Here is a 19239-nt window from a genome sequence, read left to right on the forward strand (position 1 = left end):
GATAATGCACCCCATCATCAAACTGGTTTCCCAGCGCCTTGCGCTGGGAATCCTTTTGCTGTTCGGCGCTTCGGCCCTGATTTTCGGCCTAACCGAAGCCCTTCCCGGAGACGCCGCGCAAGCCGTCCTGGGGCAGTCCGCAACGCCTGAAGCCCTGACCAACCTGCGAGAGGAGATGGGCCTGAACCGCCCTGCCCTGACACGCTATTTCGAATGGCTGGGAGGTATCGTTCAGGGTGATCTTGGCCAGTCACTCACCAACAAGCTCGATATTGCCGAGAGCATTGGAAAACGACTTGGGAACACTCTGTTTCTGGCGTGTGTTGCCGCAATCGTGTCCGTCCCGCTTGCGATCTTTCTGGGGCTGCTTGCCGTCCGGTACCGTAACCGCTGGCCGGATAAACTGATTTCCGCGGTGACCCTGACGACAGTTTCCATCCCGGAGTTCCTGATCGGCTACGTTGTCATCTACTATATTTCGGTCAAGCTGGGATGGTTTTCATCACTAGCGATGATCAATGATTCCATGTCCTTCGGGCAAAAGCTGAACGCAATTGCGCTGCCGGCCTTCGTTCTGACGCTAGTGGTATTGGCGCAAATGATGCGCATGACGCGTGCGGCCATTCTGAACCTGATGCAGTCGGCCTATATCGAAACAGCAGAACTGAAGGGGTTGAGCACGTTTCAAGTCATTGCCCGACACGCTTTTCCCAACGCGATTTCGCCGATTGTTAACGTGGTTATGCTGAACCTCGCCTATCTGGTTGTGGGTGTCGTCGTCGTCGAGGTTGTGTTCGTCTATCCCGGTATGGGGCAGTATCTTGTGGACGCCGTGACCAAGCGTGACGTGCCCGTTGTTCTGGCCTGCGGCGTGGTGTTCGCGGCGGTCTATATCGGCCTGAACATGGTTGCGGATATCGTGTCGATCCTTGCCAACCCAAGACTGAGGCATCCGAAATGATAAAGAACATTCCTCTTTCGGCATTGATCGGCCTTATGTTCACCGGCGCGTATTTCTTTGTGGCCATTGCCGCCCCATTGATTGCGCCTTACGGAATGGCTGAAGTCGTCGGCGACGTTTGGGAGCCCGCCAGCGCCGAGCATCTGCTGGGCACAGACAATATTGGACGCGACCTGCTGACCCGGATGATCTATGGCGGTCGGACAACGATCTTCATCGCCGCCGCTGCGACACTGCTCAGCTTCATTACCGGCACGTCTTTGGGACTGTTGGCTGCGGTTCTGGGCGGATGGGCCGATCAGGCGCTCAGCCGGACGGTTGATCTGGTCATGTCTATCCCCACCCTGATCCTGGCGCTGGTCATTCTGGCAATCGTTCCGGTAACCGTCCCGATCCTGATCCTTGTGATGGGCCTGCTGGACGCCACGCGCCCCTATCGCCTGTCACGCTCTGTCGCCGTGGACATCAACGTCATGGACTATGTCGAGGCCGCCAAGCTGCGCGGCGAAGGCCGGGGCTGGATCATCTTTCGGGAAATCCTGCCGAACGCTCTCTCGCCTTTGGTGGCCGAGTTCGGTTTGCGTTTCATCTTTATGGTTCTGTTCATCTCGACCCTTTCGTTCCTGGGTCTTGGCGTCCAGCCGCCGCTGGCGGACTGGGGCGGCATCGTGAAAGAGAACAAGGATGGCATCGTCTATGGCATTGGCGCAGCGCTCTACCCCGCTGTGGCCATCGCAACACTGGCCATCTCGGTCAACCTTGTGGCTGACTGGATTCTGAACCGTACCACATCGCTGAAAGGAGGCCGGGGATGAGTGATACCCTTCTCAAGGTCCGCGACCTCAAAATCGGCGCGACTGTCTACCCGCCGGGCGAAAAGCCTCATGACATCGAAATCGTGCACGGGGTCAGCTTTGACCTCGCGCCCGGCAAGGTGCTGGGCCTGATCGGTGAATCCGGCGCCGGTAAATCCACCATCGGACTGGCGTCGATGGCCTATGGCCGGGGCGGTGTGAAAATCACCGGTGGTGAGGTCTGGGTAAACGGACGAGACATTCTGAAAGCGTCGCATGGCGACATACGCAAGTTGCGGGGGGGTGAGGTCACCTATGTGTCCCAGTCCGCCGCAGCCTCGTTCAACCCGGCCAAGAAGATCATGGATCAGGTGATTGAGGCCGCAGTCGAACAGAAAAAGTTCTCGCGGAAAGTGGCCGAAGGCCGCGCACGGGAGCTGTTTGCCAAGCTGGGTCTGCCTGACCCGGACAATATCGGCGAACGCTACCCGCACCAGGTCTCGGGCGGTCAGTTGCAGCGCTGCATGACAGCCCTGGCGTTGTGTCCCGAGCCTGATCTGGTGGTGTTCGACGAACCCACCACGGCGCTGGACGTTACCACGCAGATCGATGTTCTGATGGCCATCAAGGAAGCCATTGCCGATACCGGCGTTGCCGCGCTCTACATTACGCACGACCTTGCTGTTGTTGCGCAGGTGAGCGACGACATCATGGTTTTGCGAATGGGCAACACTGTCGAATACGGCAATACCGATCAGATCATCAACAACCCGCAAGAGGAATACACCAAGGCGCTGGTCTCGGTCCGCTCCATCGAACACGAAGAAAAGAAGCCCACACCCGAAGCGGTGCTGAGCGTCGACGGCATCACCGCGCGCTACAAGGGTCTGAATTTCGACGTGCTGCACAACGTCAACGTCGAGCTTCATCCGGGGCAGACCTTGGCGGTCGTGGGGGAATCCGGTTCGGGTAAATCGACGCTTGCGCGGGTGATCACTGGCCTGCTGCCGCCGCGCGACGGAGAGATCACCTTCGCCGGTCGCAAGCTGTCGCCCGATTTAAAGGGGCGTTCCCGCGAGGACCTGCGCGAGTTGCAGATGATCTATCAGATGGCCGACGTTGCGATGAACCCCCGTCAAACGGTTGGTACGATCATCGGCCGCCCGTTGGAGTTTTACTTCAACATGCGCGGAGCGGAAAAGCGCAAGCGGATCATCGAATTGCTGGATGAGATCGAACTGGGCGAGAAGTTCATCGACCGCTACCCGGCGGAACTGTCCGGTGGTCAGAAACAGCGTGTGTGTATCGCGCGCTCGCTGGCGGCCAAGCCCAAGATGATCATCTGTGACGAGGTGACCTCGGCACTCGACCCGCTGGTGGCAGACGGGATCCTTAAGCTGCTGCTGGATCTGCAGAAGATCGAGGACGTGGCCTATCTGTTCATCACCCACGATCTGGCGACAGTGCGCGCGATCTCGGATTCGATTGCCGTAATGTACCAGGGCCGCGTGGTCCGGTACGGTCCGAAATCCGAGGTTCTGAGCCCGCCGTTCGACGACTATACCGACCTGCTGCTCAGCTCGGTCCCCGAGATGCATCTGGGCTGGCTGGAAGAGGTCGTCGCCCACCGCAAGATGGAAAGTGCCGGGAACTGATCCCTGCCCTTTCCGTGACTTTTCGGTGAAAACCTGAAATCCCGGCACCTTGTTCAATGACAGGTGTCGGGATTTTGCCATTGGGGGCGCGAACGGGCAGAACCCTGACCGCGAATCCCCTAGGGTCGCCTGAAATATTCAATCAAAAGGCCAATGACATGGACCGCAAACTACTCCTCATCATTCTGGACGGTGTTCCGTGGCGCAATTTCCGGAGACTGTTCGGCAACCTTGAAGGCTGGGTTGACAATGGCGAGGCACGGGTCTGGAAACTGCGCGCGGTTCTGCCATCCACATCGGCCAGTTGCTATGCGTCGATCCATACCGGAGTGACACCGCAAGAGCACGGCTGCACGGGCAACGGAAACGTGTTCCGGCTAAGCCACAAGGACGTCTTCAGCCAGATCCGTGAGGCGAGTGGCGTGACCGGCGCCGTGACCCACAGCTATTGGTCGCAATTCTTCAATCGGCACCCGTTCGATTACGTCCGCGACATCGAATATGATGAGCCGGACAGCAAGACGATCAACCATGGCCGGTTCCACACCATGACCGGCTACGGCAAAGCCAATCAGATGACGCCGTCTGACGTAGACCTATATGCCACTCTGACCAACCTCTGTCTGCGTCATGGGCTGGATTACGGGCTGGTTCATGCCTGTACATTGGACAGCATGGGGCACCGCTTCTACCACGATTGCGAAGAGATGGATCACGCCTGTTTCGTCGCGGACGAAATGCTGGCCCCGTTCATCCCACGTTGGCGGCAACTGGGCTACGAGGTCATCGTGACTGCCGATCACGGTCAGGACGAACGCGGCCACCACGGCGGGCGCAGCCCGCTGCAACAAGAAACGGCGCTGTATTACTTTGGGGACGCAAAGGGGCCTGAAGCCGATCAGGTGATCGACCAGCTACAGCTAGCCCCGACAATCCTTTCCCGTCTGGGCGCCCCTATCGCCGACACAATGAAGGCTAAGGCGTTTCTGAAATAAGGCAGGGGATCAGTCGTACGACCAGATACTTTGTCCCAGCGCCTCGATGGCGACGGAAATTCGCTCAAAGCTGGCTGCTGCGCGTGTGACAGATGTTCGGGCGCGCAGATAGCCGTGAACCAGACCAGGTTCGTTGATCCAACAGGCCTGCCCGCCAGCGGCTATGATCCTTTCACAATATTCTGACCCGTCATCCCGCAAGGGGTCGCAATCAGCGGTTACGACAACGGTTGGTGGGAGCCCGGAAAAGTCAGAATCGTGCAAAGGCGCAAAAGTCGGATCATGATCCGGCACGGAACCGCCGCAGCGGACTTTTTCATAGAACGTCACTTCTTCCTGCGTCAAAAGCGGGGCATGCGCATGTTCGACATAGGACCCCTTTGAGTTGTCCCCACCAAGAGCCGGATAAATCAGGACCTGCCCCAGAACGTCGTCCAGTCGCCCGCGCGCATAGTGTGCAACCGCTGCCGCCAGATTACCCCCGGCGCTGTCGCCAGCCAGTACCACGGGATCGCCGAACTCCTGCGCGGCCCAGGTGACCGCAGTCCAGCTGTCCTGAAACTGCGCCGGGTGCACATGTTCGGGGCAAAGCCGATAGTCGACGGCGACAACGTGGTATCCGGTTTGCGCGCAGATTTCGGCACAGACGTCATCGTGGCTTTCAAGGCCACCAACGACAAATCCGCCGCCGTGAAAATAAACCACGGTGCGGGTGGGATCTCCGGCTGTATAGACCCTGACTGGTACACCGTTGGCGGACCTGTCCTGCGTATTTACGCCCGGCGGCCGGGGTTGGCGAAAGTCCTGACACATCGCGTCATAGACGCGGCGCTGATCGTCAATCGACAACTCGACGGCATCTTCGGGATAGCTTTCAGCCGTTCGTCTTATGAACGCCCAGGTTTCTTCATCGATCAGACGTTCATAATCCATTGTCCCTCCGCGGTCAGGCAGCCCATTCCCATGGCCGGGTGAACGATCCCAGCACTTTGGAAACATCGTCCTCGGATGAGCCGTTCGCGTCAAGCTGTGCGACGAGCCCGCGCTTTTTGTCGTCGATCACGGAAACCACGCGCGCGTCGACGCCCGCCTTCTCGAGCGCACCATTGTAGATTCGGGTAATCGCCTGTTTTCGAAGTTCGGGCTTAAAGACTTTACCCACCGCCGTTTTTGGCAATTCGTCCAGAATTGTCATATGCTTGGGCTGCGCTGCACGCTCGTGAACGTGAACCTTGCAGTATTCCAACAGTTCTTCTTCGGTCACGCTGGCCCCGTCGACCAGTTCCACGAAAGCGCACGGCACCTCGCCCGAATGCGCGTCCGGCTGTCCGATTGCGCCGGCAAAGGCGACCGCCTCGTGCCCCAGCAGTGCTTCTTCGATCTCGGCCGGATCGATGTTGTGGCCGCCGCGAATAATCAGGTCCTTGGCACGACCGGTGATCCACAGATACCCGTCCTCGTCAAACCGCCCCAGGTCACCCGTCCGAAGATACTTGTCGAAATGATAGAGGTTAACGTTCTTGTCCACTTCGGTATAGGTATTGCCCGCGTAGACACCGGGGTTCGAAACACAGATTTCCCCAATCTCGTCTACGTTGCATTCCGTCGGGCCATCCGCCCCGTCGCGCAGAATTTTGACGTCGGTGTATGGGAAGGGAATACCGATCGAGCCGATCTTCTTCTCGCCATCCACCGGATTGCACGAAACAAGGCAGGTTGCTTCGGTCAGGCCATAACCTTCGACAATTGTAACGCCGGTCGCTTCCTCGAACCGGCGGAACAGCTCCACCGGCAAAGGGGCCGAACCCGAAAAGGCGGTTTTCACGCTTGAGATATCAGCATCCACGGGGCGCTGCATCTTGGCGGAAATCGCGGTGGGTACGGTGATGATAAAGGTAACTTTCCAGCGTTCGATCAGTTTCCAGAAATTGTCGAACACTCCGTCGCCCCGATACCCTGCAGGCGTCGGGAAAATCACATGCGCGCCAGAGGACACCGCCGCCATCATGATCACATGCACAGCAAAGACATGGAACATGGGCAACGGGCACATGATGACGTCGTTTTCATCGAACAACAGCGTGTTGCCCAGCCAGCCATTGTAAATCAGACCGGAATACTTGTGCTGCGCGACCTTTGGCATACCGGTTGTCCCTCCGGTATGGAAGAAACAGGCGACGCGGTCTTCCTTGCTGTCTTCAAAGGTCAGCGTTGTCGGCTGTTTGGCCAGCTCTTGTCCGAAATCCTTGTAGTCCGCATGGGCAAGATGCTCCTTGTTGCCCATTTTGGGACGCAGGAACGGCACTAGCCACGATTTCGGAGGCGTGAGATAGCGGTTCAGATCAATTTCGAGAATGGTGTTGACGCTTGGCGCGTGCCGTACGGCTTCTTCCACTTTCTGCGCGACATCCGCCTTGGGGAATGACTTCAACGTGACGACAACCTTGGCACCTGTCTCCCGCAGGATGGCCGCGATCTGCTCCGGCTCCAGCAACGGGTTGATCGGATTCACGATACCCGCGACCGCCCCACCCATCAGAGTGACCAGCGTTTCGTTACAGTTGGGCAGCACATAGGCCACCACGTCCTTTTTCCCGATGCCAAGCGAACGGAACAGATTGGCCGCCTGATTAACCTTGCCCAGCAGTTCTGACCAGGTCAGGGTCTCCGCCTTGTCCTTCGGGCCAGACAACAACTGAAAGCTGATTGCCTTGTGGTTGGGAAAACGCCCGGCCGTACGCGACAGCAACTGATGGAAGGTAACCGGAACGTCGCGGTCCTCCCACGGCATCTCCTGCTCCATTCTCGCCTTGTCTTCCAATCCCACAAAGGCCATGTGGCTCCTCCCTTATCTCTCCCACGTCACGCGCGGGTTTGCTTTGCATGCAAGGATGCGGCCAAAACCGAGCGTTATCAAGCAACGGCTTATCGAGAGATACAGAAGATTTGTAGAATTACGCCACGGCGAAATCGGAATTTCCCATACGTCAGGCTATTCCGCAGCGACACCATCCGTGAATTGCAGGCGCGCCAAACGTGCATAGAGGCCATCCTGCGCTACCAGATCCTCATGCGTGCCCTGCGCCACGATCCGGCCGCTTTCGAGCACAACGATGCGATCGGCCTTTTTAACTGTGGCCAGACGGTGCGCAACGATCAGCGTGGTCCGCCCTGCGCGCATCTGATCCACCGCGCCCTGCACCGCCCGTTCGCTTTCGGCATCCAGTGCCGAGGTCGCCTCGTCCAGCAGCAGAACCGGCGCGTCCCGCAGGATTGCGCGAGCGATCGCGATACGCTGTTTCTGTCCGCCAGACAGCATGACGCCTCGCTCGCCGACAAAGCTGTCATAGCCTTCCGGCAGCGCAGAGATGAAGTCATGTGCGGCGGCGGCACGTGCAGCGGCCTCAACCTCGGCATCGGTTGCGTCAAGACGGCCAAAACGGATGTTTTCCCGCGCAGAGGCCGCAAAGATCACCGGATCCTGAGGCACCAGCGCCATGTGCTGGCGGAAATCGGCACGGCTCAGATCGCGCAGGTTCACCCCGTCGAGGCTGACATGTCCCCCGTCAGGATCATAGAACCGCTGGATCATCTGGATCACGGTTGTCTTGCCTGCTCCGGACGGACCAACGAAAGCAACCGTTTCGCCCGGTTTGACCTGCAACGTCAGATGGTCCAGCGCCACGATGTCCGGACGCGCCGGATAGCGGAAAGTCACGTCTTCGAACCGGATTTCGCCCCGCACGGGCTGCGGCAGTGTATGGCCCTGCGCCGGATCGATCACGGTGTCTTCGGCGTTCAGCAGTTCAACCAGCCGTTCGGTTGCCCCTGCGGCGCGCTGCAGCTCGCTCCAGATTTCCGACAGCGCGGCGACCGAGCCTGCCATGATGATCGAATAGATCACGAACTGGATCAGAACACCTTCGGTCATGACCCCGTTCCGCACATCATTCGCGCCCATCCACAACACGCCGACGATGCCGGAAAACACAAGGAAAATAACGATGACGGTCAACACCGCACGGGTCTGGATACGGCGCAGCGAAACCACGTACGAGGTCTCGGTCATGTCACCGAACTGCTTGCGGCTGGCGTCTTCGTGGGTAAAGGCCTGTACGGTTTGAACGGCGCCCAGCGCCTCACCCGCATTGCCTGACGAAGCGGCGATCCAGTCCTGATTCTCGCGGCTGATCACGCGCAGGCGGCGGCCCAGAACGAGGATCGGAACGACCACGATCGGGATCAGCAGCAAAACCATGCCGGTCAGCTTGGCCGAGGTCAGCAGCATCAGCACCAGACCACCGAAAAACAGAAGCATGTTGCGCAGCGCAATCGAAACCGAAGACCCCAACACGGATTGAATCAAGGTTGTGTCTGTCGTGATGCGGCTCAGAACTTCGCCGGTCATGATGCGTTCATAAAATTCCGGGCTCATGCCGATCACACGGTCAAACACCGCCTTGCGGATATCGGCAACCACACGCTCACCCAACCGCGTTACCAGAGCGTAACGAACCCCGGTTCCGACTGCCAACACCGCCGCGATGCCCAGTGCGGCCAGAAAATACCAATCGAGCAGCTCACCATCTTCGATGCGGAAATTGTCCACCACCCGACGCACCGCCAGCGGCAGTGTCAGCGTCATGCTCGCCGTCAGCACCAACGCCAGAGTGGCCCCGATCATCAGCAACCGATACGGCTTCATGAACGGCCAGAGGGACGTCAGTACCCCAACCTTTCTCGATCCCTTACGCTCTTCGCTGGCGCCGGGGGCCGGTGTTGTTGCTGGACTGGCGGTCGTGCTTCTTGCCATGTCTGGCCCTTGTGTCTTGATCGGGTTTGAGTGACCGCTTTCTTGGCGGCAGTGACCGGCAGGGTCAAGCCGCATGGCAAAATCAGCGGTCCACATGGGCCATTTGACGCAGAGTTTTCGGGGCTGATCTGGAGCGGGCGGCGGGAATCGAACCCGCTTCATCAGCTTGGAAGGCTGAGGTAATAGCCAGTATACGACGCCCGCTCAGCTCGAGCGGGTGTATTTCATCCCAAATTTACGGTCAATAGAGGATTTGTTTTTTTTCAGGCAACTGATCTTTGTTGAACAAAAAATCTGCAGCTGAATCGCAGGCAAGTAATGGAGTTTGGCCGAAAAGTAAGCTGTCAATTTTCAAATAGAAGCACTGAACAATCAAAGTGTCCCTGTTCCAATCGGAACTGTTCGAATGTCCCCATTGCTGAAAGAACGGGCATTCGTCTTATTGGCGGCAATGACTGCACCGAGCCCGGAGCGGACGTTCAAATGGGCTGTATGCGCCGAGACGCAGCGAATGACCGATTTGAGCCCAACTTGGTCATATACCGTATACGTTGGCTGCCAAGTTTGCTTTGAACCGTTATAGTCCAATGCATGGAACGACGACTTGCAGCAGTGCTCGCGGCAGACATAGTTGGGTTCAGCCGCCGAATGGAGCTCGACGAGGTTCACACGCTCAACGCCGTTCTGAAAATTCAGTCCGAGATTGTCGAGAAGCAAATCACAGGTAGGCATGGACAGGTGGTAAAAAGAATGGGCGATAGCTGGCTGGCTGAGTTTGCGTCTGCCGCCGACGCCGTAAACTGCGCCCTGGCAATCCAATCGGACATGCAAGGTTCGGATCTGTCACTTCGGATCGGGGTAAACGTGGGCGACATAACTCATATTGACGGCGACATCTTCGGCTCTGGGGTAAACGTGGCGGCACGTCTTGAGACGGTCGCAGATGGCGGCGGCATCGCCATTTCTGCAGATGCTCAACGCCTTATGCACCGTGGGGTGGATGCAGAGTTCCACCCAAACGGTGTTGTAGAACTGAAAAACATTCAAATGCCAGTTGAGGTTTGGAGCTGGCCAGGACCGCTCCCCGCTTTGACCCGGACACCAGTCGGCATGAATGGCAAACCCAAGCTCCACTTGAGCAACCTTGAAGGAGGAAATGCTGCGGCGGTTGAAATGGCGTCTGCGTTGCGCGCGGATTTGAGCCACGCATTCGGCCGTCAAACCGGATTGGAACTCGTTGCCGTCAAAAACGACGCAGACTTTAAACTTGGTGGATCCATTCGGGTTTCGGGCGATCGTTGGCGCGTGCTGATTGAACTCGTGGAATGCGCCACGGGCACGTGTGTTTGGACCGATCGAATTGATGAAGGAGGCTCAGACGCTTTCGACATCCAGGATCGCTTGTGTCAGCGCGTGGCCGGATCAATCCGAATTCGACTTCCAGCCCTACTGGCGGAAAAATTCAAGCACAAATCTCCAGAAGACATGAGCGTTGAGGAACTGCTCAACTTTGCGATGGGCTGCAACTTCACATTTACCAAGGAATCTTGGGAGCTTTCGCGATCCTTGCTGCAACGTGTTCTGCGCCTTGATCCAGACAACTGGATGGCAATGACAATGCTATGCTGGAATATAGTCAGCATGTCCCGCATCCTTGGCTGGCGAGACATGGGCCTTCAGCAAGTCGTAAAAGCGCGAGGACTGATCGATACCGCAACGAAAATTAGGCCAAATGACCACCTGATCCGGACCGTACGCGGGACGCTATCGCTTTTTGGGAACCACGACTTGCAAGCCGCGCGCATTGATTTGGAAGAGGCTCTGACGCTGAACCCCGACTACTATCACGCGATTAATACTATGGCCTTAATTAAGCTGGCCGAAGGCTCAATTGATGACGCAACCAAGTTGTCGCATATCGCGCTTGCGTGCGACCCTGCCTATCCCTACCGGCATCTCTACTATCGAGACGCCGGCTATGTCGCGCTGGTAGCTGGAGATCATTCTCGTGCAGTCCAACAGTTAATGCAGGCCGACCATGCAGAGCCAAATTTGCCGGCGAATCTAGCGCTGCTGGCTGCAGCACTTTCTGTTTCTGGCGACACAGAAGCTGCACTCCAAAGACTAATGCATCTTAAGCAGATCGAAGCAGATTTCGAACCGACCTCACTGGCCCGGCTCCCCTTGCGCGATCAATCTGCCGCAGACCGGATTTCGGATGCATTGCTCGTCTTGGACGCGTGACGTGAGAGTTCTGCCCGTTTATACCTCCGGCGCTCTGGCCGGGGTCCAATATTAGTGCGCCAAAAGACACCCGACTGCGCGACGAATGACCGTTATGTCCGCAAGTTAGACATTCGTTGCCATTGAGCGAATGACTGCCCCGATCCCAATACAGTCGAGCAGCAAACTTGCCTATCCACTTCGCAATCTGTCATCGACTTCCGACAAATCACGCCGAGCGCGCTGTTCGAGGGCCCTTGCGCCATTTCTTGTGGCGGCTTGGATTGCTCGCGTCAGCCAGCCGCGTTCTGTAGCTCGAAGACCTGCGTTCTTACCGGGCAACGTGTGCGCAAGCAGTCGACAAATTTCCGGCTCCCAGTTACGCTCTTGGCTTCGCTCAACGAATGACAGAGCGTCATGTAGCAAATCCTGTGCGGTGCTCTGCTCTCCTTCAGACATCAAGAGTTCGGCGCAAAGTGATTGGAAAAACGGAAGCCATGGGTTGCGGGCCGTCAGAGACAGTCTGTCGATAGCTGCGCGGACGACATCCGATCCTTTTTTACCGGACCAGCCAAGTATCACGTCGGCATAAGCAGCCCACAATTCACTCTCCTGCTCTTCGGCTAACGATTTCAGGTGCTGTCCGTAATGCTTTGCCGTCTCAGCGTCTGCGCGCATTGCTGCCGACATTGCGCATGCAAACATCAGGGCGTACGCAAGGCTGCTTGCATGCCCAATCTTGCGTGCGTGGGCTACCGCTTCAACACCAAGTCGCTCTGCTTCTGCACATTCTCCTCGCAACGAAAAGATAATTGCCAGAATGGACAGCCCAGCAACGCGGGGATCATAGCCATAGTCCAATGCGACTTTCTGATGCCGATCCAGGTCGTACATCGCAAGGAGCTTCTGAGCATGCGTATCCGCCTCGGCCAATCTGCCCAAATAGAGAGAGCACCAAGCGACGACCCGGTGACCTTGCAAAAGCCCTGCCTCGTCTTCCAGTTCCTCCGCAAGCGCCAGCAGCTCTTGGGCTAAAGCGAGCGCACTACCATATTCCGCCCTAGACACATGTATCAGATACTCACCGTAGTTAACTGGCAGTAAACCTCTGCGATCGCGAAGTTTTTCGCAAAGAGCCCTTGCCTTCGCGTAGATCTCATATGTCTCTTTTGCACTCCAGCCATTGACGACAAGTATTAGAGGTGCGAGCGCCATGACAAGCTCAAGCTCTCTTCTGTCCCGTTCGTCAGACTGAGGGAGCATATTGAGTGCTGCGAGACCTTCGCGAAAATGCTTAATCGCTTCATGATCCGCCGACCGTTGCTGCATCAGGCGTCCAGCATGGAACCACAGATGCACCGCTTCATCAAAGCGCCTGGCCTCAAAGAGGTGACGCGCAATTGCCTCAGCTGGGAACCTGCTGTCTCCACTTAGGCCGATCAACGCATCAGCGATTTTACCATGCAACTTTTCGCGCTCGCGCTTCAACAGGCTAGCTAGCGCTGCGTCTTGAACCAGAGCGTGAGTGAACATGTATTCAACTTTACCTCCGTGGTCCTCGCGCGCAAAGATAGCGGCATCTACCAACTTGGAAATGTTTTGCTCAATGTCGGCAGGGTCTGTGTCCAAAACGTTGGCCAGAAGATCTCGTGGAACCCGGCGCCCCAACATTGCGCCAACTTGAGCAAGACGTTTGGCTTGGCCTAAACCGTCAAGGCGAGTGGATAAGGACTCGTCTAGCGTTTCAGGTATCGTTGAAATGCCGTTCCTCTCACCTCCGTCGCGCAAAGCCCGACAGAACTCTTCGAGGAACAGAGGTACCCCCTCAGCCCTGGTTACAATTTCTTCGGTGCGGTCTCGGGAGCTTGGTTCCCTGAGTAGTTTTTCGCGAACAATTTCTCTGCTTGCTCTGCGTCCCAACCGGTTCAGTGAAATTGCTGTCACATTATGCTGTCTAACCCATTCGGGATCAAATCCAGGGCGCGAGGTGACGACCACAAGTATTGGCAATTGGCGTGTGCGAGCAATCAGTTGAGTCAGCAATTTTAACGAACTGGGATCAGACCAATGCGCATCTTCAAAAATCAGGCAGGCATATCCGTTTTTTGCTGGTCGGCACAGCCAATCCAACAAAGCCGCAATGAAATTTCGGCGCTTCTGTGTTGGCTGACCGCTAACCATGGGGGTATCTTCGATCGACAGGTAGTCTTCGACGCTTTTGGCGGCCTCGCTGCCGAGCAAGGAATCAACGTGGCCCGACAGCTTCGATAGTCGGGTTTTCTTTGAATCGTTGTCCAAAACTTCGGCGGTCGTTTCGAGCAACGTGATGAAAGGATAAAGCGCACTAGTGCTGTGTTGCTCCGAGCACTGTGTAATCACTGACGTAGAATTGCTTTGCATCAGTCGATCGTGAAGATGCGCGGCTAGGCGAGACTTTCCGATGCCGGGTTCTCCACTCAGAAGGATTGTCTGCCCCTCACCCTCGCAGACACTTTGCCACCGAGATTGCAGCAGGGCGATTTCAGCGCCTCGACCTACAATTTTGGTCAGGCCACGTTCGCTGCGCGCTTCGATACGGCTTTTGGCATTGGTTCGGCCCAATACACGAAACACCCGAAGCGGGTGATCAATTCCTTTCAGCTTTTGTTCGCCGATGGCTTCGGTGTTCACAAAACCCTCGGCCAGTAGACGTACTGCACCACTAACATAAATCTCGTCTGCCTCGGCCAATTGTTCGAGTCGCGATGCGACAATTGGCGCTTCACCAACAATTGAATGCTTCTCCCGCGTGCGGCCCGCTCCCATTTCACCCGCCACGACTCGACCGGTGTGAATCCCTATGCGCACCTGCAAGGCGTCGCCTTCAGGCAACGGAATGCTACGCGCTGCATGCCTAAGTGCGAGAGCAGCTTCGACTGCACGAAGTGCGTCATCTTCATGCGCGTTTGGATACCCAAAGTAAGCCATCAGCCCATCGCCAAGATACTTGGCGACATGGCCACCTTGCCGTTCGATAGCTTGCGCGCTGGCCATGTGAAACGAGGCCAACAAATCGCGCAAATCTTCGGTCGACATTTTCTGAGCCAAGCGCGTTGAATCAACTAGATCGGAAAACAATACTGTGACACGCCGGTTTTCTGGCTTTTCATCAGTATGGGTGTTCTCGACATGTGCGAATGCTGCAGCTGCCCGAAGGAGCTTCTTTCGGTGCCCGAGAGGCATTTTAAGCAAGCGCAAATCTTCATCGCGAAGATCCCGGAGTGTTTCGAGCTCCACAGCCTCATCCCGGAAAACATCGATATACTCTTCGAGTCCAATCTCCTTCAGAAATCGGTCGATCGACATGCCGATGTGTTTGGTAGGTCCCACCCCTCCAGACTAGCAGGCATATAAAAGATTGTCGCGATTTGTATTTTCTAAAGGTCTTCTTTGTCCGCAAGGCAGTCGCTCATTCACCGCGCAGTCAATGTCTGCTTCGAACCCAAAGCAGACATAGATGATGAGCGCAGCATTCGTCACTCAGGGCGGGAAGCGGACTTTCGCGGCACCTGCAAAGAGTAGGATTCGTCGCGGGGAAGCGGACATCCAGTTTGTGCCATGACAGCCAAATTGGTTGGACTATCAGAAGGGCACGCATTGTCGGGACTTCGTGACATCCGTTAGACTGTGAACAGGAGGGTCCTATGCAGCGCCGACTCGCCGCGATCATGGCTGCCGATGTCGTTGGGTATTCGTCGTTGATGGGCAGCGACGAGGCAGGTGTATTGTCGGCCCTCAAAACTCTGCGTTCAGAGATTTTTGATCCCGCAATTGCCAGACATCACGGGCGGCTCGTCAAGTTGATGGGGGATGGTGCTCTTGTCGAATTCGCTTCGGTTGTCGATGCCGTAACCTGTGGCGTCGAGATCCAGCGGGCAATGGCTGAGGCTGCTCCAACCATCGCCAACGGGTCGCGGTTGCAAATTAGGATCGGGATAAACCTCGGTGATGTCATGATCGCTGATGGGGACCTTTACGGTGACGGGGTAAATGTCGCCTCTCGCATTGAAGGTCTGGCGGACCCAGGCGGCATCGCGGTTTCTGAGAGTGTCGTCCAACAGGCCATGGGCAAGGTGGATGCCGGATTTGAGGATCTCGGACTGAAAAACCTGAAGAACATCGCTGAACCGGTTCGAGTTTTCCGGGTCATGTCCGACAGAGCGCCCGCATCCAAACGGCGATCAAACAAGCTGCCATTGATGACCAGCGCATCCGCGTTGGTTGGTCTGGGCGTTATAGGCTTGTTCACGTGGTGGATTGACTTTGATCACGAGCCGCTTGACGCCCCGACCTTTGATGAAGCTGCTCTGTTAACAGAGCCAACAGGTCCGACCGTTGCGGTTTTGCCGTTTCAAAACCTTAGCAATACAGACGCCCACGATTTATTGGCTGTGGGCATAGGCGAAGACATCATCGTTGAACTGGGGAACTATCAGGACCTCAATGTTTTGTCCCGCCAATCCACCCATTCCGTTGGACCGGACGAAAATGACCCGCTCAGTATCCGGCAGAAATTCGGCGCGGACTATGCGCTGGAAGGTTCTGTCCGGCAGGTTGCAGATCGTCTGCGCGTGACAGCGCGATTGATAGACACTACCTCGGGGCTTCAAGTCTGGTCGGGGGCGTATGACGAAAGCCTCACGACTTCAAATATTCTGGACGTTCAGCTGAACATTACCGAAAAAGTGGCCTCGGCTGTGGGTGACGCGGGCGGGGCAATCAAACGCATTCACGCAGGTCATGCGCGCGCGAAACCTCCGGATCATCTCTCGTCTTATGAATGTTCCCTGCTGCGCGTTGGTTTTCTAAACAGACGAGATATTCAAGAGCGCGTCCGCGGCTGTATCCTGCGGGTTGTCGAAGACGAACCCGAGTATTGGCGCGGGTGGGCGCAATTGGCCGAGGCTCTGCTAACGGATGTGAAGCTTTTTACCGGGCTGTATCCAGGGACTCAGGATGAGAAAATCCGACGCGCGGAAGAGGCGGCGCGGAACGCGGTTTCACTGAACCCATATTCTGCGCGTGCTCACTTCCTTCTGGCGCTTGTGCTCCAGATTCAACGTGATCTTGACGGGTTCTTCTCGTCTGCTGAAACGGCGCTGGCATTGGGGACAGATCGTTATCTGCAAGGGCAGATCGGCTATGAGTTCATTTGGTCCGGGCGCCTGGAATTGGGTGCCGCTCTTGTTGAGAATGCAATTGCGCTTGACCCAAATGCAGCGGACCCAAACTGGTATCAGTCACTGGCTGAGTATCATTTCCTGAATGGAGATTATGAAACAGCGCTTACCACCTATCGCAAGGGGGCACAGCCGGACATTTGGTGGTCGGTTTCTATCGAGGTTGCGATTCTGGCTGAACTGGGTCCGCACGAGGCGGCCATTGCAGCGCGGGATCGGCTAAACAAAATTCGTCCGGGTATTAAGATTGGTGACATTGTCTGGATGTATCGCCGCTTTGCGCGCCCGGATGAACACATTCTGCCTTTCGTGGAAGCCTACAGAGCTGTGGAAATGCCAGAGGGCCGGTTTGCCCCACTTGAGGATAGTGCAGGCTAACCAACACGGCATGTTAAGGCATAGGGTGGCGCAGAGTCTGGCGCCGATTGTTATTCGGGCACGCCCGCTCTTTGCAAGCTTGCCAGCCAGATCCGTCGGTTTTCTGGGTGGTTTTTCGATCCTGCGAATTGCCTGCGCATCGCTGAGATTGATAGTTTCGGGTTGATTTCAAGTGCATCTTTGACAGCCTCTTGGGCATCGTCTTGTCTGCCCATCTCGGCAAGAGTGGCCGCGCTCAACAGGTGGTGAAAAAGCCGCCAAGTATTGCTTGTCGCCACCGCGCCTAATTGCCGGGCTGCGTCCAGCGCTTCTGCGTAGCGTTCAAGATGAAACAAGATGTGACCCTGGTAGAAGTACATGTTTTGAAGAAGCGGATCGCGCGGGCTTAACCGGATCGCCATCTCTATCTCGGGCAGGGCGCGGTCCTGCATACGAAACCAGTCATAAGTATGCGCCAATTCCAGCCGGATACGCGCGTCGTTGGGGTTGAGCGCGACAGCGCGTTCGAGATTTGCGATGGCTGGATCGGCCTCTCCTGTAAAGCGGTAGATATAGCCGAGGGCCGCATGCGCCTGCGCGTCCTGATCGTCCAGTTCAATTGCTCGCTTGGCCGCCTCAGTCGCGGCAATCAACGTGTCCTGAGGGGTATCCGACCACTGAAAGAAGAATATCGTTCCCAGCGCGCGGGCCAACAGGCTGTGTGCTGCGGCGAATTTCGGATCAGCTGCGATGGCGGACTGTGCAAACGTCACCGCGTCCTGCTGGGCCTCTTGCGAAAACACTGCCTGCCGCGCCCGGCCGCGCAAATACAGATCCCATGCACCCATGTCTTCGGTCGGTTTTTCCTGCGACCGTGCTTCGCCGGACTGATATATCTCAGGCAACAACTGGCCGGCGATGGCCCGGCTGATCTCGTCTTGAATATTAAAGACATCCGTTACCTGACGATCAAAAACCTCGGCCCAGATGGTTTCGGCGCTGTCGACATCAATAAGTTCTCCGCTGATGCGCATCTGACCGTCGGCCCTTCGGACGCTGCCGCGGACAACATAGCCAACCCCAAGGTCGCGCGCGATTTCTATCGGGGTTACCTGATCCTTCGCGTAAGAGAACATCGTTGCGCTGGACACAACGAACAGTTCCCGATTGCGCGACAGATGCGCGATCAGGTCGTCGGTGAGACCATCGACGAAATACTGACCAGTTCTTTCGTCCCCGATATTGTCAAACTGCACAACGGCCAAAGAGGGTTTTCCGGTGTCCGGCAATCGCTGCCGGTCGGCAAATATGGAAAAGGACAGCATGGCAATTGCCAAAGCCAACAGAACACCCGCAACAAGAACGCCGCGTTTGGGCGCTTGGGCAACGCGCTCAGGCGGTTCATCCGATGCAACCGGGGCCACAAATTGGAACCCGCGCTTTGGAAAGGTTTTGATGTAGTCTGAGCTTGCCGCAGTGTCGCCCAAGGCCTTGCGAACGGACCGGATGCGCGTGTTCAGCGCCGCGTCCGTGATCGCCGAGCCGCCCCAAATCTCGTCAATGATCTCTTGCTTGCTGACGATCCTGTCTCGGTTCCTGACGAGAAACTCCAGCAATTGCAGGGCCTGAGGTTCCAGAGCAACCGGTTCGCCACAGCGGTTCAATCCCTGTGTCGGCTCAAGTTGGAAATCTAAAAAACGGTACATACTTGTCTAGCCCCCTCGTTCGGCACCACTAAATTGAGGTTTCTCTAATAAGGTTTCAGGCACAGGTGGGCGCATGTTCAGAGCATGATGTGGCCGGATCTGGTTGTATTGTCTGAGCCAGACATTGATGGCGACCTGAGCTTGTTTGGTTGTGTGGAACCATTCGGCGTTGAGGACTTCGCGACGGAGTGTTCCGTTGAAGCGTTCGTTGTAGCCATTTTCCCACGGTGACCCTGGGTAGATCTGGATCGGTTGGATACCGACCCGTCGGAGCCACTCCTGAAGCGGTGCAGCGATGAACTCCGGGCCGTTGTCTGAACGAATAAACTCGGGCTTACCGTGTTTCATCAGCAGCCGGTGCAGAACGTCCAGAACGTCAGCTGCATTCATTCTGGGTCGCACTGCCACGCAGAGCGCCTCACGGGTGTACTCATCAAGCACAGTCAGCATCTTGTAGCTCCGCCCACTGCTCAGCTTGTCATGGACAAAATCAATCGCCCAGACATGGTTGGGATG

At 56.6% G+C, this 19239-nt stretch carries 12 protein-coding genes and 1 tRNA gene; 6 read left to right on the plus strand and 7 right to left on the minus strand.

From position 1 onward, the window contains the following. Positions 1 to 4 precede the first annotated feature (4 nt). The 4 genes from ACR0FE_RS04580 to ACR0FE_RS04595 all read left to right on the plus strand — a co-directional run bounded on the left by ACR0FE_RS04580 (position 5) and on the right by ACR0FE_RS04595 (position 4405). Positions 5 to 961: an ABC transporter permease gene (locus ACR0FE_RS04580; RefSeq protein WP_480911350.1), complete on the plus strand. Its 957-nt coding sequence runs from the start codon at positions 5 to 7 to the stop codon at positions 959 to 961. Continuing rightward, positions 961 to 1776 (plus strand): ABC transporter permease, encoded by an 816-nt coding sequence (locus ACR0FE_RS04585; RefSeq protein WP_170610901.1) that lies wholly within the window; start codon positions 961 to 963, stop codon positions 1774 to 1776. The genes ACR0FE_RS04580 and ACR0FE_RS04585 overlap by 1 nt, the downstream gene beginning before the upstream one ends. Next, positions 1773 to 3410 carry an ABC transporter ATP-binding protein gene (locus ACR0FE_RS04590; RefSeq protein ID WP_170609822.1) on the plus strand — a complete coding sequence of 546 codons (1638 nt, stop codon included), beginning with the start codon at positions 1773 to 1775 and terminating at the stop codon, positions 3408 to 3410. Before ACR0FE_RS04585 ends, ACR0FE_RS04590 begins: the two co-directional genes overlap by 4 nt. Positions 3411 to 3568: 158 nt before the next feature. Next, on the plus strand, positions 3569 to 4405 hold the full coding sequence (locus ACR0FE_RS04595) for an alkaline phosphatase family protein (RefSeq protein WP_480911352.1): 837 nt from the start codon (positions 3569 to 3571) through the stop codon (positions 4403 to 4405). A gap of 9 nt (positions 4406 to 4414) precedes the next feature. Here ACR0FE_RS04595 and ACR0FE_RS04600 read toward each other — a convergent pair whose 3' ends face one another. From ACR0FE_RS04600 to ACR0FE_RS04615, 4 genes are all read right to left on the minus strand, one after another. Next, a complete protein-coding gene (locus ACR0FE_RS04600; RefSeq protein WP_480911354.1) occupies positions 4415 to 5338 on the minus strand; it encodes an alpha/beta hydrolase in 924 nt (307 codons plus the stop codon). A gap of 13 nt (positions 5339 to 5351) precedes the next feature. Continuing rightward, positions 5352 to 7241, minus strand: a complete 1890-nt coding sequence (locus ACR0FE_RS04605) for an acyl-CoA synthetase (RefSeq protein WP_480911357.1) — start codon at positions 7239 to 7241, stop codon at positions 5352 to 5354. 156 nt (positions 7242 to 7397) lie between these two features. After that, positions 7398 to 9218, minus strand: a complete 1821-nt coding sequence (locus ACR0FE_RS04610; RefSeq protein ID WP_480911359.1) for an ABC transporter transmembrane domain-containing protein — start codon at positions 9216 to 9218, stop codon at positions 7398 to 7400. Positions 9219 to 9347: 129 nt separating this feature from the next. Beyond that, positions 9348 to 9422 (minus strand) — tRNA-Gly (locus ACR0FE_RS04615). Between the two features lie 387 nt (positions 9423 to 9809). Here ACR0FE_RS04615 and ACR0FE_RS04620 point away from each other — a divergent pair. Continuing rightward, complete coding sequence (locus tag ACR0FE_RS04620; RefSeq protein ID WP_480535505.1) at positions 9810 to 11462, plus strand: adenylate/guanylate cyclase domain-containing protein; 1653 nt, start codon at positions 9810 to 9812, stop codon at positions 11460 to 11462. A 171-nt stretch (positions 11463 to 11633) separates the two neighbouring features. Here the strand turns inward: ACR0FE_RS04620 and ACR0FE_RS04625 are convergent, their stop codons facing one another. Further along, entirely contained in the window at positions 11634 to 14786 is a 3153-nt protein-coding gene (locus ACR0FE_RS04625; RefSeq protein ID WP_480442324.1) for an adenylate/guanylate cyclase domain-containing protein, read from the minus strand. 338 nt (positions 14787 to 15124) lie between these two features. Between ACR0FE_RS04625 and ACR0FE_RS04630 the strand changes: the two genes are divergently transcribed. Beyond that, entirely contained in the window at positions 15125 to 17038 is a 1914-nt protein-coding gene (locus ACR0FE_RS04630; protein WP_480492258.1) for an adenylate/guanylate cyclase domain-containing protein, read from the plus strand. 50 nt (positions 17039 to 17088) lie between these two features. Here ACR0FE_RS04630 and ACR0FE_RS04635 read toward each other — a convergent pair whose 3' ends face one another. Both ACR0FE_RS04635 and ACR0FE_RS04640 read right to left on the minus strand, forming a co-directional pair. Beyond that, positions 17089 to 18723 (minus strand): winged helix-turn-helix domain-containing protein, encoded by a 1635-nt coding sequence (locus tag ACR0FE_RS04635; RefSeq protein WP_170609806.1) that lies wholly within the window; start codon positions 18721 to 18723, stop codon positions 17089 to 17091. Positions 18724 to 18729: 6 nt separating this feature from the next. Continuing rightward, positions 18730 to 19239: integrase core domain-containing protein (locus tag ACR0FE_RS04640; RefSeq protein ID WP_480911361.1), on the minus strand; the 510-nt coding region annotated here is incomplete at its 5' end.

The sequence above is a fragment of the Ruegeria sp. K7 genome, assembly GCF_056531785.1.